The 16,561-nt window shown below is 71.0% G+C and carries 6 protein-coding genes; all 6 read left to right on the top strand.

Annotated features, from left to right (window positions below):
• The first annotated feature begins 74 nt into the window (after nucleotides 1–74).
• Nucleotides 75–458 carry a VOC family protein gene (locus FFT10_RS07525; RefSeq protein ID WP_137732187.1) on the top strand — a complete coding sequence of 128 codons (384 nt, stop codon included), beginning with the start codon at nucleotides 75–77 and terminating at the stop codon, nucleotides 456–458.
• A gap of 303 nt (nucleotides 459–761) precedes the next feature.
• Entirely contained in the window at nucleotides 762–10,547 is a 9,786-nt protein-coding gene (locus FFT10_RS07520; RefSeq protein WP_137732186.1) for an Ig-like domain-containing protein, read from the top strand.
• A 121-nt stretch (nucleotides 10,548–10,668) separates the two neighbouring features.
• Nucleotides 10,669–12,111 (top strand): TolC family protein, encoded by a 1,443-nt coding sequence (locus FFT10_RS07515; RefSeq protein WP_162520715.1) that lies wholly within the window; start codon nucleotides 10,669–10,671, stop codon nucleotides 12,109–12,111.
• A complete protein-coding gene (locus FFT10_RS07510) occupies nucleotides 12,108–12,917 on the top strand; it encodes an efflux RND transporter periplasmic adaptor subunit (protein ID WP_137732184.1) in 810 nt (269 codons plus the stop codon). Before FFT10_RS07515 ends, FFT10_RS07510 begins: the two co-directional genes overlap by 4 nt.
• The gene (locus FFT10_RS07505; protein ID WP_137732183.1) at nucleotides 12,889–14,448 is read left to right on the top strand and encodes an efflux RND transporter periplasmic adaptor subunit; all 1,560 of its coding nucleotides are present in this window, start codon (nucleotides 12,889–12,891) and stop codon (nucleotides 14,446–14,448) included. The genes FFT10_RS07510 and FFT10_RS07505 overlap by 29 nt, the downstream gene beginning before the upstream one ends.
• Before the next feature lie 14 nt (nucleotides 14,449–14,462).
• On the top strand, nucleotides 14,463–16,541 hold the full coding sequence (locus tag FFT10_RS07500; protein WP_137732182.1) for an efflux RND transporter periplasmic adaptor subunit: 2,079 nt from the start codon (nucleotides 14,463–14,465) through the stop codon (nucleotides 16,539–16,541).
• Nucleotides 16,542–16,561 lie beyond the last annotated feature (20 nt).

The raw sequence follows: 16,561 nt of genomic DNA, 5'->3' as shown, positions 1-16,561 counted from the left end.
GCCGGTGTATCTTGCGCCTCGGGTTGCCGCCGGTGGCCCGTCCCATCCATCCCATGCCTGGAGTCAACCACCCCATGTTCTCGCACATCATGATCGGCACCAACAACCTCGAGGCCTCGAAGGCGTTCTACGACGCCGTGCTGGGCACGCTGGGCGTGGCGCCCGGTTTCGTCGACCGCCACCGCATCTTCTGGCGCACGCCGGCGGGCACCTTCTCGGTGTCGCTGCCGATCAACGGCCAGCCGGCCTCGGTGGGCAACGGCAGCACCTACGGCTTCGCCTGCCAGTCGGCCGAGCAGGTGGATGCCTGGCATGCTGCCGGCGTCGCCAACGGCGGCAGCACCTGCGAAGACCCGCCGGGCGTGCGCGAAGGTGCCGCCGGCAAGCTGTACCTGGCCTACCTGCGCGACCCCGACGGCAACAAGATCTGCGGCCTGTTCCGCATGCCCAAGGCTTGACGCAGCACCGGGCCCGCACGGGCCCGGCCGTCCGCCCACGGCAACGGCAACGGCAACGGCAACGGCAACGGGCGTGAACTATGCACGCGACCGCAGTCGCCGGCGTTTTTATTGATTTTTGCGATTTCAAGTTTTGAGCAGCACCTGTCGATAGACAGCGATGCGCTCATGCTCGCCCACCGATCTCCCAGGCAGCCCTGGCCGCCACCCAGCGCCTGATGGCCCGTGCAGACCGACGCGGCCGGACCCGGCCAACACGCTGTCCGGCCCGGCCACCGTGGCCGTCTGACCGAGCCGGCGGCCGTGCGCTTCAAGACCTACCGCTCGCCACTGGCGCTGGAATCGCGCGTCATGTTCGACGCCGCGGCGCTGGCGCTGGCCGCCGATCTGTCGGCGCCCGGGGTCGATCAGGTGCCTGCCGCCGGCGCCGATGGTGGCGACGCTGACGGCCCCCACCGCGCGGACGACACTGCCGCACTGGGCGCGGCGCTGGGAGTGAGCCCCGGCGCTGGCCCGCAGGTCGTCTTCGTGGCCGACGATGTGCCCAGCCTCGCGCAACTTCTCGGGCAACTGCCCGCAGGCCTGCAGGTCGTCGTCCTCGACAGCACCCGCGATGGCCTGCAGCAGATGGCCGATGCGCTGCGCGGCCAGCACGACGTCCGTGGTGTGCATCTGCTCACCCACGGCCACGCGGGCGGGCTGCAACTGGGCAGCACCGGCTTCGATCCGACCCGGTTGGACGCGCTGCAAGCCACGCTGCTGCGCGAGATCGGGACCCACCTGGCCAGCGGCGCCGACCTGCTGGTCTACGGCTGCAACTTCGGCGCCGGCGACCGCGGCAGCGCCGCTGTCGCCGCGCTGGCCATTGCGCTGGACGTGGACATTGCGGCGTCGAGCGACAGCACGGGCAGCAGCAGCCTCGGCGGCGACTGGGATCTGGAAGTGCGACACGGCGACGTGACCCTGCACGCGCTGAGCGCAGCCGATTGGGACAGCCTGCTGGGCACCCAGAGCGTGACGATGACCGAGGACAGCACCGCCGTGGGCACGGTGCCGGTTCTCCTGGGTGTGGCGCAACTGACCGTCGCCCCCAGCCACGGCACGGCCGTGGTGACCGTCGCAGGCGCCTACACCTACACGCCCGACCCCGACTACAACGGCACCGACAGTTTCACCGTCAAGGCCTACAACCTGCTGGGCATCCTGACCAGTTCGACCACCGTCCACATCACCGTGACGGCGGTGAACGACGCACCGGTCGGCAACCTGCTGGCCGCCCGCAGCGGTGCCGATGGCAGCGCCATCAGCATCGCCACGGCGGCGGGCTTCAGCGACGCCGATGGCGACACGCTCAGCTTCAGCGCCAGCGGGCTGCCGGCCGGGCTCGGCATCGACAGCAGCAGCGGCGTCATCAGCGGCACGCTGGCCGCCCAGGCCTCGGGGGGCGGCATGGCTGGCGTCCACGCGGTCACGGTGACGGCCAGCGACGGCCATGGCGGCAGCGCCAGCCGCAGCTTCAGCTTCACGGCCAGCAACCCGGGTCCGGTGGCCGTGGGCGACAGCGCGTCCACCGCGGAAGACACGTCCATCGGCGGCAACCTGCTGGCCAACGACAGCGACGACGACGCCCTCACCGCCAGCCTGGCCGTCGCGCCGGCACACGGCACCGTCACGCTGGCGGCCGATGGCGGCTACACCTACATCCCGGCCAACCACTACAACGGCAGCGACAGCTTCACCTACCGCGTCACCGATGCACAGGGCGCCTTCGGCCTGGCCACGGTGTCGATCACGGTCGCTGCGGTCAACGATGCGCCCACCACCACGGGCACGCTGGCCGCTGCGAGCGTGCTGACGGGCCAGGCCCTCGGCATCGCCACCGCCGGCGGGTTTGCCGATGTCGATGTCGCCAGCAACGGGCAATCGTTGGTCTACAGCGCCAGCGGCCTGCCGGCGGGTGTGACCATCCATGCCGGCACCGGCGTCGTCGCGGGCACGCCGCTGGTGGCGGGCAGCTACAGCGCCACCATCACCGCCACCGACAGCGCTGGCGCCAGCGCCAGCCAGCCGCTCAGCCTGCAGGTGACCGCGCCCAACCTGCCGCCGGTGGGACTGCCGCTGGCGGCCGTGGCAGCACAGGACGGCCAGGCGCTGAGCATCGACACTGGCAGCAGCTTCTCCGACCCGGATGGCGACCCGCTGAGCTTCAGCGCCAGCGGCCTGCCGGCGGGCCTGAGCATCCACGCCAGCACGGGCGCGATCAGCGGCGTGCTGGCGGCCAATGCCTCGGCCGGCGGCACGGCCGGCGTCTACGCCGTGACCGTGACCGCCAGCGATGGCAACGGCGGCATGGCCAGCCAGGTGCTGGTGCTGACCGCCACCAACCCCGCCCCCGACGCCACGGCCGACAGCGCCAGCGGAATGGAAGACACGGGCATCAGCGGCCATCTGCTGGCCAACGATGGCGACGACGACGCACTGACCGCCGCGCTGCTGACGCCAGCCTTGAACGGCACGGTGACCGTGGCCACCAACGGCGCCTACACCTACACGCCCAACGCCGACTTCAACGGCAGCGACACCTTCAGCTACACCGTCACCGACAGCCAGGGCGCCAGCGCCGTGGCAACGGTGACAGTGACGGTGACCGCCGCCAACGATGCGCCCACGGCCTCGGCCGCCCCGCTGGGCACGGTGTTGGCCACCGCCGGCACGCCGCTGAACCTGGTGACGGCCACCGCCTTTGCCGACGTGGACGTGGCCACCAATGCGCAGGTGCTGACCTTCAGCGCCAGCGGCCTGCCCAGCGGACTGGGCATCGATGCCAGCACCGGCGTGATCACCGGCACCACGCTGGCCGTGGGCGACCATCCGGTCAGCGTGACCGCGACAGACAGCCTGGGCGCCACCGTGTCGCAGACGCTGACACTGACGCTCACCGCCGCGCACGCGCCACCAGTCGCGGTGGTGGACACCGCCACCACCTACACCAACACCGCGGTCACGCTGGCCGTGCTGGCCAACGACCTGGTGGCCCTGGGCGACACGCTGAGCGTCACCAGCGCCAGCGCCAGCCACGGCAGCGTGGTCATCAATGGCAACGGCACCGTCACCTACACGCCCGGGGCCGGCTTCAACGGCGTGGACACCATCCAGTACACCGTGCGCGACAGCACTGGCGCCGATGCGCTGCTGCCCGGCCTGGCCACCGTCACGGTGTCGCCGCAGAACATCGACATCGCGCTGCCGACGCTGATCAACCTGCTCGGCGAAGACCAGCCGCTGCTGGTGGTGGACGCCGGCGGCAACAGGATCAGCATCGGCGACGTCAACGGCAACCTGATCTCGGTGAGCCTGAGCGTGGCCATCGGCGACCTGACGCTGGGCTCCACAGCCAACCTCACGCTGGCAGATGGCGACCGCGTGAGCGACAGCGCGCTGACCTTCTCGGGGCTGGCCACCGACATCAATGCGGCGCTGGCCGGTCTGGTGTACACGCCGGGCGCCGACCACAACGGCGCGGTGACGCTGCACATCACCGCGCTGGACACGCTGCTCGGCCTGCCGGTGGTGACCGCCGAACTGCCCATCGGCATTGCTGCGGTGGCCGACGTGGTGGACGACACCGCGGTGCTGGTGCAGGACCAGGCGGTCAGCCTCAACGTGCTGGCCAACGACCACTTCGAAAACCCCGGCCGCGCGGTCACCGGCTACAGCCAGGGTGCGCACGGCAGCGTCAGCATCGACGCCGCCGGCAACGCCGTCTACACGCCCGACGCCGGCTACCACGGCACCGACAGCTTCACCTACACCGTCACCAGCAACGGCACGACCGAGACCGCCACCGTCACGCTGACCGTGGACGCCCAGCTGGTGGCTGCCGCGCCGCTGCCCGCGCGCTCGGCGCTCGACGGCCAGGTGCAGAGCTTCCATGTGGCTGGAGCCTTCAGCGACCCCGACGGCGACACCCTGAGCTACAGCGCCAGCGGCCTGCCCCCGGGCTTGTCGCTCGACGTGGCCACCGGGCAAATCAGCGGCACCCTCGACGCCAACGCCTCGGCCGGCGGCACCGGCGGCGCCTACGCCGTCGCCATCACCGCCAGCGACGGCAAGGGCGGCACGCTGACGCGCAGCTTCACTTTCACGGTCAGCAACCCGGACCCGGTGGGCGTGAACGACAGCGCCAGCGGCGCTGAGGACACCGCCATCACCGGCAATGTGCTGGCCAACGACAGCGACGACGACAGCCTCTCTGCCACGCTGGCCAGCGGCCCGGCCCACGGCAGCGTGACGTTGGCAGCGGACGGCAGCTACAGCTACACGCCGAGTGCCAACTTCAACGGCACCGACAGCTTCAGCTACACAGTCACCGACGCCCAGGGCGCCACGGCCACGGCCACCGTGACCATCTCCCTGGCACCGGTCAACGACAGCCCTGGCGCCAGCGGCACGCCTCTGGCCGCCGAATCCGGTCTGGACGGCAGCGCCGTCAGCATCGCCACCGCTGCTGCCTTCACCGATGCTGACGGCGACACCATCAGCTACAGCGTCACCGGCCTGCCGCCGGGGCTGAGCATCGATGCCAGCACCGGGTTGATCAGCGGCATGCTGAGTGCCGCCGCGTCGGCCGGAGGCACGGCTGGCGTCTACACCGTGACGGTCACCGCCAGCGACGGCCTGGGCGGCACTGCCAGCCAGAGCTTTGATTTCACCGCCAGCAATCCGAGCCCGACCGCCAACGCAGACAGCGCAGGCGGCAATGAAGACAACATCATCACCGGCAATGTGCTGGCCAACGACAGTGACGACGACAGCCTCACTGCCACGCTGGTCAGCGGACCAGCACACGGCAGCGTGACGCTGGCAGCGGACGGCAGCTACAGCTACACGCCGAGTGCCAACTTCAATGGCACCGACAGCTTCGTCTACACGGTGACCGATGCGCAAGGCGCCACTGCCACGGCCACCGTGACCATCTCCGCGGCACCGGTCAATGACGGCCCTGGCGCCAGTGGTACGCCTCTGGCCGCCGAATCCGGTCTGGACGGCAGCGCCATCAGCATCGCCACCGCCGCGGGCTTCACAGATGTTGACGGCGACACCCTCAGCTACAGCGCCACCGGCCTGCCACCAGGGTTGAGCATCGACGCCAGCACCGGTCTGATCAGCGGCACCTTGAGCGCCGCTGCATCGGCCGGAGGCACTGCTGGCGTCTACACCGTGACGGTCACCGCCAGCGACGGCCTGGGCGGCACAGCAAGCCAGACCTTTGCATTCACCGTCAGCAACCCGGGTCCGAACGCCACCGCAGACAACGCCGGCGGCAGTGAAGATACCGCCATCACCGGCAACGTGCTGGCCAACGACAGCGACGACGACAGCCTCACTGCCACGCTGGTCAGCGGACCAGCACACGGCAGCGTGACGCTGGCAGCCGATGGCAGCTACACCTACACGCCAGCAGCCGACTTCAACGGCACCGACAGCTTCACCTACACCGTCACCGATGCCCAGGGCGCCACTGCCACGGCCGCCGTGACGATCTCTGTGGCACCGGTCAACGACAGCCCTGGCGCCAGCGGCACGCCTCTGGCCGCCGAATCCGGTCTGGACGGCAGCGCCGTCAGCATCGCCACCGCTGCAGCATTCACCGATGCTGACGGCGACACCCTCAGCTACAGCGCGACAGGCCTGCCGCCGGGGCTGAGCATCGATGCCAGCACCGGGTTGATCAGCGGCACGCTGAGTGCCGCCGCGTCGGCCGGAGGCACGGCTGGCGTCTACTCTGTGGCGGTCACCGCCAGCGACGGCCTGGGCGGCACCGCCAGCCAGACGTTTGATTTCACCGCCAGCAATCCGGGCTCCACGGCCAACGCCGACAGCGCCAGCGGCAATGAAGACAGCGCCATCACCGGCAACGTGCTGGCCAACGACAGTGACGACGACCTGGTCACGACGACCATCGCCACGCCACCGGCACACGGCAGCGTCACGCTGAACACCGACGGCAGCTATACCTACACGCCCGCCGCGAACCACAGCGGCAGCGATGGCTTCGTCTACACGGTGACCGATGCCCAGGGCGCCACCGCCACAGCCACCGTGACGCTGAGCATCACCGCCATCAACGACGCGCCAGCACCATCGAGCACCCCGCTGGCCGCCGCCACCGGCCTGGACGGCAGCGCCGTCAGCATCGCCACCGCTGCGGCCTTCACCGATGTTGACGGCGACACCCTCAGCTACAGCGCCATCGGCCTGCCGCCGGGGCTGAGCATCGATGCCAGCACCGGGTTGATCAGCGGCACGCTGAGTGCCGCCGCGTCGGCCGGAGGCACGGCTGGCGTCTACACCGTGACGGTCACCGCCAGCGACGGCCTGGGCGGCACCGCCAGCCAGACCTTTGATTTCACCGCCAGCAATCCGGGCCCCACCGCCAACGCCGACAGCGCCAGCGGCAATGAAGACAGCGCCATCACCGGCAACGTGCTGGCCAACGACAGTGACGACGACAGCCTCACTGCCACGCTGGTCAGCGGCCCGGCGCACGGCAGCGTCACGCTGAACACCGACGGCGGCTATGCCTACACGCCGGGTGTCAACTTCAACGGCAGCGACAGCTTCGTCTACACAGTGACCGATGCCCAGGGCGCCACCGCCACAGCCACCGTGACGATCTCCGTGGCACCGGTCAACGACGGCCCTGGGGCCAGCGGCACGCCACTGGCCGCCGCAACCGGTCTGGACGGCAGCGCCGTCAGCATCGCCACCGCGGCGGGCTTCACCGATGTTGACGGCGACACCCTGAGCTACAGCGCCACCGGCCTGCCACCGGGGCTGGGCATCGACGCCAGCACCGGCGTGATCACCGGCAGGCTGAGCGGCGCGGCGTCGGCCGGTGGAATCAGCGGCGTCTACGTCGTGACAGTCACCGCCAGCGATGGCTTGGGCGGCACTTCTGGCCAGCGCTTCGACTTCACCGCCAGCAACCCGGGCCCGACTGCCAACGCCGACAGTGCAAGCGGTGATGAAGACACCGCCATCACCGGCAACGTGCTGGCCAACGAAAGTGACGACGACAGCCTCACCGCCACGCTGGCCAGCGGACCAGCACACGGCAGCGTGACGCTTGCAGCGGACGGCAGCTACAGCTACACGCCGAGTGCCCACTTCAATGGCACCGACAGCTTCACCTACACAGTCACTGACGCCCAGGGCGCCACTGCCACGGCCACCGTGACCATCTCCGTGGCACCGGTCAACGACGACCCAGGCGCCAGCGGCACGCCACTGGCCGCCGCAACCGGTCTGGACGGCAGCGCCGTCAGCATCACCACCGCGGCGGGCTTCACCGATGTTGACGGCGACACCCTGAGCTACATCGCCACCGGCCTGCCACCGGGGCTGGGCATCGACACCAGCACCGGCGTGATCACCGGCACGCTGAGCGCCACGGCGTCGGCCGGTGGAATCGGCGGCGTCTACGCCGTGACGGTCACCGCCAGCGACGGCCTGGGCAGCACAGCGAGCCAGACGTTTGCCTTCACCGCCACCAATGCCGGCCCCATGGCCACGTCCGACAACACGCGCGTCGACGAAGGCAGCAGCGTCAATGGCCAGGTGCTCGCCAACGATGTGGACGACGACGCACTGACGGCGAGTCTCGTCAGCGCACCAGCCCGCGGCAGCCTGGTCTTCAACAACGACGGCAGCTACACCTACACGCCCTCGGCGGGCGACAACGGCAGCGACACCTTCAGCTACCGCGCCACCGACGCCCAGGGCGCCAGCGCCACGGCCACGGTGACCATCACCGTGGTGCCGGTGAACACGCCACCTGCACCTTCATCCACACGGCTGGCAGACGCCAACCTCAGCGACGGCCAGGTGGTCAGCATCGACGCCGGCGCAGCCTTCACCGACCCCGATGGTCCGCCGCCAAGCTACAGCGCCACAGGCCTGCCGCCGGGCTTGTCCATCCATGCCGCCACGGGCGAGATCAGGGGCACGCTGCCCGCCAGCGCCTCGACCGGCGGCACCGGCGGCGTCTACACCGTGACGGTGACAGCCGACGACGGTGCCGGCGGCGTGGCGGCCCAAACGGTGCAGTGGACGGTGGGCAATCCAGGACCGACGGCCACGGCTGACAGCGCCAGCGGCGCTGAAGACAGCGCCATCACCGGCGACGTGCTGGCCAACGACCGCGACGACGACAGCCTCACCGCAACCCTGGTCAGCGGCCCGGCCCACGGCAGCGTGACGCTGAGCACCGATGGCAGCTACAGCTACACCGCCGGCGCCAACTTCAACGGCAGCGACAGCTTCACCTACACCGTCACGGACGCCCAGGGCGCCGCCGCCACGGCCACCGTCACGCTCAACGTCGCGTCCGTCAATGACGCGCCCGCATCCAGCAGCATGCCGCTGACGGCCAAGACGGCCGCTGACGGCCAGGCCCTGGTCATCGACACGGCTGCCGGCTTCGTCGAGCCGGAGGGCCAGGCCCTCCGCTACAGCGCCACCGGCCTGCCGCCAGGCCTGGCCATCCACCCCGTCACGGGTGTCATCAGCGGCACGCTGGCGGCCAACGCCTCGACCGGCGGGTCAGCGGGCGTTTACAGCGTCACCGTCACCGCCAGCGACACCGGCGGAGGCCTGGGCAGCCAGACCTTTGCCTTCACCGCCACCAACCCCGGCCCCGCGGCGCATGCCGACAGCGCCACTGGAGCCGAGGACACCCCCCTCACCGGCAACCTGCTGGCCAGCGACAGCGACGACGACACGCTCAGCGCCGCGCTGGCCACTGCGCCGGCGCATGGCAGCGTGGTGCTGGCAACCGATGGCACCTACACCTACACGCCCGATGCCGACTTCAACGGCAGCGACACCTTCACCTACACGGTGACCGATGCGCAGGGCGCCAGCACGACGTCCACCGTCACCGTGACGGTCACGGCCATCAACGATGCGCCGCTGGCCGACGGGCCGGCGCTGCGCGACGTGACCGGCATCGAAGGCCAGTTGCTGACGCTGCAGGCCGCCCTGCCCTTCCGCGATGCCGATGGCACGGCGCTGCGCTACAGCGCCACCGGCCTGCCGGCCGGGCTGGCCATCGACCCGGCAACCGGGGTGATCAGCGGCCGCCTCGACCGCGCAGCGTCCAGCGGTGGCGCTGGCGGCGTCTACGCCGTGACCATCTCCGCCACCGATCAGGCCGACGCGAGCGTGCGCCAGACCTTCCTGCTGACGGCCACCAACCCCGCGCCCTTGGTGCCGTCGCTGGCCGTGACGACGGCAGAAGACACACCGGTGGCCGGCAATGCACTGGACGGCAGCGGCGACGATGATGCCCTGACCGCCGCGCTGGCCACGGCACCCGCCAACGGCAGCGTCACGTTCAACGCCGACGGCAGCTACACCTACATGCCCGACGCCGACTTCAACGGCACCGACAGCTTCCGCTTCACGGTGACCGACAGCCAGGGCGCGGCGCGCACGGCCACGGTCACCATCAACGTGACCGCGCAGGACGACGCGCCGGTGCCATCGGATGCGCCGCCGACCGCCACGGTCACCGCCGAGCCGCCGCCCGCGTTGGCCACGCCCAGCACCAACACCGCCGACACCACGCCGGTCCCGCCCCAGGACCTGCGCACCGCCACCCACGACACGGTCCTCATCAAGGCCGTGAACGATGTCAAGCGCCTGGGCGGCACCGAGGCGCTGGCGGGCAACCAGGCCCTGGGTTGGTCGGTCGGCGGGATCCAGAACCTCGCGGCCTCTGCCGCGCTCAGCCAGGACAGTCCGATCGCCGCGGTCGTCGGCGACATGAACGAGGGCTTCAGGACGCCCCTGCGTGTGGACACCGGCCTGGACAACGCCGCCCGCAGCGGGAGCGGCCTCGCAGACCTGGGCCTCGCCGTCGGATTGCCCGGCAACGAGCCGGGGCTGGCCCGCAGCGGCATGCGCCTGCAAGAGGCCTTGGACGCGCAGCCCGTCGCCATCCCCGAGACCCTGTCCGAGTTGCTGCTGCAAGACCAACGCCGCCGTCGCGCCGAACTGGACGACCTGGCCCATGCGCTGGCCTGACCGTCCAGCCTGGTGCCCCCGCTGAAAGCCTCCGATGAACCTCCCGCCGATCCTCGCCCGCCGCCGACTGCTCACTGCCAGCGGCACGGCAGCCCTGCTCGGGCTGGCAGGTTGCAGCACCATGCCGGCCCCCGTGAACCACGACCAGCGCGCCGTGAACACCTTCCAGCGCCTGCGCGACACCATCACCCGGGAAGAACCGGTCAATGGTCCGATCTCGCTGTACGAGGCCATGGCGCGGGCCATCAAGTACAACCTCGACGCCCGCATCGAGGCCATGGACGAGGCGCTGAAGCTCAAGCAGCTGGACCTGCGGCGCCTGGACATGCTGCCGGACCTGGTGGCGCAGAGCGGCTTTGCAGGCCGCGACAACGACGCCGGCGCGCGCAGCCGTTCGCTGCTCAGCGGCAAGCAGTCGCTGGAGCCCTCCACCTCCAGCGAACGCCGCAGCACCAACGGCGAGATCCGGGCCAGCTGGGACGTGCTGGACTTCGGCATGGCCTACGTGCGCAGCCTCCAGCAGTCCAGCGAGGCACGCATCGCGGCAGAGCGCCGCCGCAAGGTCATGACGCGGATCGTCGAGGACGTGCGCACCGCCTACTGGCGTGCCGTCAGTGCCGACCGCACCTTCAAGCGGCTGTCCCAGGTCGAAGGCCTGGCCTTGAAGGCACTCGCCCAGGCCGAAGCGCTGGAGAGCCGGCGCGTGGCGTCGCCGCTGGCGGTGCTGGCCTTCCAGCGCGACCTGCTGGGCGTGCAAGCCGAGGTGCAGAAGCTGCAGCGCGAGTTGACGCTGGCCAAGAACCAGCTCGCGGCGCTGATGAACCTGACGCCGGAAACCAGCTACCAGCTGGTGCTGCCCGACCGCACCGACGTCGTGCCTGAGCTGCCCGGCTCGGCCAACGAGATGGTGCTCACCGCGCTGCGCTTCCGGCCCGAGATGCACGAAGCCGGCCACCGGCGTCAGATCACCGAGCTGGAAGACCGCGCCTCCCTGCTGCGCAGCCTGCCCTCGGTGAAGGCGGTGCTGGGGCTGAACCACGACAGCAACCAGTTCCTGTACAACAAGGACTGGCTGGACTTCAGTGCCCGCGTCAGCTGGAGCGTGATGTCGGTGTTCCGCCGGCCACGCGAGAAGGCGGTGCTGCTGGCCGAACTGGATGTGCAGGACCAGCGCGACCTGGCGCTGACCATGGCGGTGATGACCCAGGTGCATGTCGCCCGCGTGCGCTTCGTGCGCCTGGCCCAGGAACTGACCGTGGTGCGCCAGTCCAACGGCGTGCAGGCCCGGCTGACCGAGACATCGCGCGGCGCCTTCAAGGCCCGGGCCATCAGCCAGCAGAACCTGGTCCGTGAGGAAATGAACGCCGTGCTGGCCGAGGTGCGCTACGACAACGCCTACGCCGACCTGCAGAACGCCTATGCCAATTTGTACGCGTCCATGGGTCTGGACAACTTCGATCTCAAGCTGGACAGCTCCGAGCCACTGTCGGAGATGACCGACAAGCTGGAGGAGCACTGGACCGACCGTGCGCTGTCGCTCCCCCCCTTGCCCAAGGCTTCATGATGCATCCACCGCTTCTTGCACTGCTGCTGGCGGCCGCGATGGCCGGCGGTGCCGCCCATGCGCAGACAGCCAGCGCTGGCGCCGTGCCGACGCCCGCGTCCAGGCTGGCGGTGGACACCGCCACCGGTGGCAGCGGCCAGGCCAGGGCCATCGTCCGCGCCGTGCGTGAGGCCACGCTGTCCTCGCGGCTGGCGGCGCGCATCACGCAGATGCCGGTGCGGGAGGGCCAGGCCTTCAACGAAGGCACGCTGCTGGTGGCCTTCGACTGCGAACGCCAGCTGGCCGAGGCCAGAGCGGCGGCCGCTGCAGTGCAGGTGCAGAGCAAGATGGTGGACACCAACCGCGAGCTCGACCGCTTCGAGTCCATCGGCAAGAACGACCTGCTGGTGTCCATCGCGCAACTCGACAAGGTGACGGCCGAGGCCGAGGCGCTGAACGCCACGGTGAAGGACTGCAGGATCGTTGCGCCCTTCCAGGGCCGCGTCGTGCAGCACCTGGCCCGCGCGCACGAAGCGGTGTCGCCGAGCCAGCCGCTGCTGAAGATCGTCGATCCCGACGACCTCGAGGTGGACATCCTGGTGCCTTCGACCTGGCTGGTGCGTCTGAAGCCTGGCGCACCGCTGGTGCTGACCGTCGACGAGACCGGCGGCCGCTGGAAGGGACAGATCGAGCGGGTCACGCCCAGCATCGACCCGGTGAGCCGCACTGCACGCATCGTCGGCAAGCTGCAGCAGCCCAACGCCAGCACGCCCCTTCCACTGCCCGGCATGAGCGGTTATGCAAGCTTCCCTGGTCGAACACACTGAGCCGGCGGCAGCGCCCGCGTCCGCGCCGGACCCGACCACCGCCACGGCGGCGGCGGCGCCTGCCCCTGCCGCATCGGCCCTGCGCGCAGACGACGTGCTGCGCCGCGCGCTGCGGTCGGCCATGCAGATCCCCCAGGTGGGACCGGAACAACCCGCACCGACACCGGGCCCTGCGCCCGCGCCCGCGACCACCACCCACAGCCCTGCGCTACGCCTGCTGCAGCATGAGCGGGAGGTGCGCGGCCTCGACACCGAGGCCGCTCTGCTGCACCACCTGTGCAACGCCACCCAGCCCCTGGTGCGCAGCGACCTGGTGCTGGTGTTCCGCCGCCGCCACCGCAGCCACCAGTGGGCCTGCGTGGCCCACAGTGCGGTGCCCGACGTGGACCGTGAAGCCGCCTTGGTGCGGGCGCTCGAAGGCCAGCTGCGCACGCTGCACGGCCGCGGCGACCTGGCCAGGTCGGCCGCGCACCAGTTGCACGACCCGCTGCAGGACACCGACCGTGCCACCCGGCATGCGTTGGCGGACTGCAGCACGCCACATGCCTACTGGGTGCCGATGCCGGACCGTGACGGCGAGATCGGTGCCGGCATGCTGTGCCTGCGCAGTCAGGCCCACAGCCCGGCCGAGGCCGTGTTGCTGCAGCGCCTGGGCGAGACCTACGGCCACGCCTGGCACGCGCTGCAGCGGCATCCGCGGCTGCGCCTGCCGCCGGCCCGCGCGCTGCGCCTGGGCCTTGCAGCGCTGCTGGCCGTGGTGGCAGCCGGCCTGGTGCCGGTGCAGCGCAACGTGATGGCGCCACTGGAGGTGGCGCCGCGTGCCCCGGTGCTGATCACCGCGCCGCTGAACGGCGCGGTGCGCAGCATGCTGGTGGCACCGAACCAGGCGGTGAAGGCCGGCCAGCCGCTGGTGCAGTTTGAGGATGTGCAGGCCCGCAACGACGCTGTGCTGGCGCAGCAGCGCGTGGCGGTCGCCCAGGCGCGGCACGCCACCCTGGGCGTCCAGGCCTTCACCGACCCCAGTGCCCGCGAGGAACTGGCCACGGCCTATGCCGAGCTCAAGCTGGCCCGGCTGAACCTGGGCTACGCCAACGACCTGCTCGCCCGCAGCGTGGTGCGCTCGCCGGCGGACGGCGTCGCCCTCTACACCGACCGCCGCGACTGGGAAGGCCGGGCGGTGCAGGTGGGCGAAGAACTGGTGCAGGTGGCCGAGCCCCGCGATGTGCGCTACCGCGTCGAGATGAACGTCAACGACGTGCTGGCGCTCAAGCCCGGCGCCAAGGTCGCTGTCTACATGGACAACGCCCCGCTGGGCGGCCATGCAGCGCGGGTGGCCAGCGTGGCGTACACGCCCCGGCAGCGGCCGGGTGCGACCGAGAGCAGCTACACCGTCTGGGCCGAGCCCACCGACGGCCATGTGCCGCGCATCGGTGGACGCGGCACCGCACGCCTCTATGGCGATGACGTGCCCCTGGCCTTGCAGCTGCTCCACCGCCCGTGGGCGGCGCTGCGCCAGTCGCTGGGCTACTGAGGGCGCCGCCGGCCATGCACAAGCCCCTGACCCTGCCGCCCTTGCGCCAGGACCTGCGCCTGAAGTCCCGGCCGCCAGGCGCTGACGGCGTGCCCGTGTGGCTGCTGGTCGATCCGCTGCGCGACCAGCACTTCGTCATCAGCGACGATGACCGGCAATTGCTGGCGCACTGGGACCAGGGCGACAGCACACGCCTGGGCCAGGCACTGGAACGGCAAGGCCGCCGGCTGGACACCCAGCGCCTGCAGGCGCTGCTGGCGTTCCTGCGGCTGCACCACCTGGTGCTGGACGCCGAGCCACCCCGGCCGCCCACCGCGCTGCAGCGGGTGTTTGCCGCGCTGCAGTGGCGCTTCGTCGTGTTGCGGCCCCAGGGCCTGCTGGAGCGCACGCTGCCACTGGTGCGCACGCTGGTGTCGCCGGCCTGGTTGCTCATCTGGTTGGCCGCCACCGGCCTGGGCCTGGCCATGGCCAGCCGGCAGTGGGACGCGTTCCGCGACGGCGTGCAAGCCCTGCTGACCCCCTGGGGCGCCCTGGGCTTCCTGCTTGCCCTCGTCGCGATGAAGGTGGTGCACGAGCTGGGCCATGCCTGGGCCTGCGTGGCGCAGGGCGTGCGTGTCCCCCACATGGGCCTGGCGGTGTCCATGGGCCTGCCCATGGTCTACACCGAGACCAGCGGCACCCACGCCTTGCCCAGCCGCCGTGGCCGCGTGCTGGTGGGCGCGGCCGGCATGCTGGCGGAAACCTGGGTGGCCGGTTGGGCCGTGCTGGCCTGGTCCATCCTGCCCGACGGTGCGGCGCGCACCACCGCCGCCATGCTGGCCACCACCAGCCTGGCCACCAGCCTGGCCGTCAACCTGAATCCGCTGGGGCGGTTTGACGGCTACCACATGCTCAGCGATGCGCTGGGCATCGAGAACCTGCAGCCGCGCTCGCTGGCCTACGCCGGCTGGTGCTGGTCACGGCTGCTCTTCGGGCCGGCCGAGCCGCCACCGGAAATGCCGCCGCGGCGCCTGGCCGTGGGCCTGGCGCTGTTTGGCCACGCGGTCTGGCTCTACCGGCTGGTGCTGTACGCGGCCGTCACCTGGCTGGTCTACCGCTTCGTCGGCACGACCCTGGTGCTGCCGGTGGCGGCCGTGGCGGTCTGGGTGCTGCTGCTGCTGCCGATCTGGCGCCGGCTGCAGCACGGGCGGCAGCTGGGCCTGTTCAGCCAGACACTGACGCGCCTGCGGATGGCCGCGACATTGGCCGGGCTGGCGCTGCTGCTGGCATGGCCGCTGGACCGCAGCGTGGCCGTGCCCGCGGTGCTGGGCTGGACCCAACAGACCGTGGTCGAGGCGCCCGAGCCCGCCCTGGTGCAAGCGCTGTGGGTCGTGGACGGCCAGCGCGTGCGCGCCGGACAGCCGCTGCTGCAGCTGGTCTCGCCGGAGCTGGAGCGCCGCGGCGAGGCGGCTGCGGTGGACGAGGCCCTGGCCCACGTGCGGCTGGACCGCGCGCCGGCGAGCGCGCGCGACCAGCAGGCCAGCCGCGTCCTGGCTGCGCAGGTGGTGACGGCCAGGAGCGACCGCGAGGGCGCGCAAGCCCGGCAGGCGCTGATGGCCGTGCGCGCCGCCAGTGAGGGCGCCACGGCCGACCTGGCGCCGGCCCTGCGCGCCGGCATGTGGGTGCGCCCCGGACAGACGCTGCTGCGCGTGTTGCACGGCGACCGCCAGGACGTCCGCGGCTACCTCGCCGAACGCGAGCTGCGCCGTGTGCAGACGGGCACGCACGGCCGCTTCGTGCCCGACGACCCGTCGATGCCGACCGTGCCCGTGCGCCTGGTCGAGATCGACGACGTGGCGGCGGAGCAGTTGACGCCCGGCATGCTGGCCTCCACCCAGGGCGGCCGCATCGCGGCGCAAGTGGATGCCAAGGGGCGGCTGGTGCCGGTGCACGGGCAGTTCAGCGTGCGCTTTGAGATCGAAGGCCCGGTCGGCAGCGACCGCCTGGCCATGTTGCAACGCGGGCTGGTGCTGGTCGATGCCGCCCCTGAAAGCCTTGGCGCGCTGGCATGGCGCCAGGTCTGGCGACTGCTGATCGCCGAACTGCGGACCTGAAGGCCGCCCACAGGAAGCCA

It is taken from the genome of Pseudaquabacterium pictum (assembly GCF_005403045.1).
GTDB classification, from domain to species: Bacteria; Pseudomonadota; Gammaproteobacteria; order Burkholderiales; family Burkholderiaceae_C; genus Pseudaquabacterium; species Pseudaquabacterium pictum.
Note: the sequence above shows the minus strand (reverse complement) of the source record. Positions and strands in the feature narration are given on the sequence as shown.

Coding starts and splice junctions, on each gene's coding strand:
- FFT10_RS07525 (WP_137732187.1), top strand. CDS start 75: ATGTTCTCGCACATCATGATCGGCACCAACAACCTCGAGGCCTCGAAG.
- FFT10_RS07515 (WP_162520715.1), top strand. CDS start 10,669: ATGCCGGCCCCCGTGAACCACGACCAGCGCGCCGTGAACACCTTCCAG.
- FFT10_RS07510 (WP_137732184.1), top strand. CDS start 12,108: ATGATGCATCCACCGCTTCTTGCACTGCTGCTGGCGGCCGCGATGGCC.
- FFT10_RS07505 (WP_137732183.1), top strand. CDS start 12,889: ATGCAAGCTTCCCTGGTCGAACACACTGAGCCGGCGGCAGCGCCCGCG.
- FFT10_RS07500 (WP_137732182.1), top strand. CDS start 14,463: ATGCACAAGCCCCTGACCCTGCCGCCCTTGCGCCAGGACCTGCGCCTG.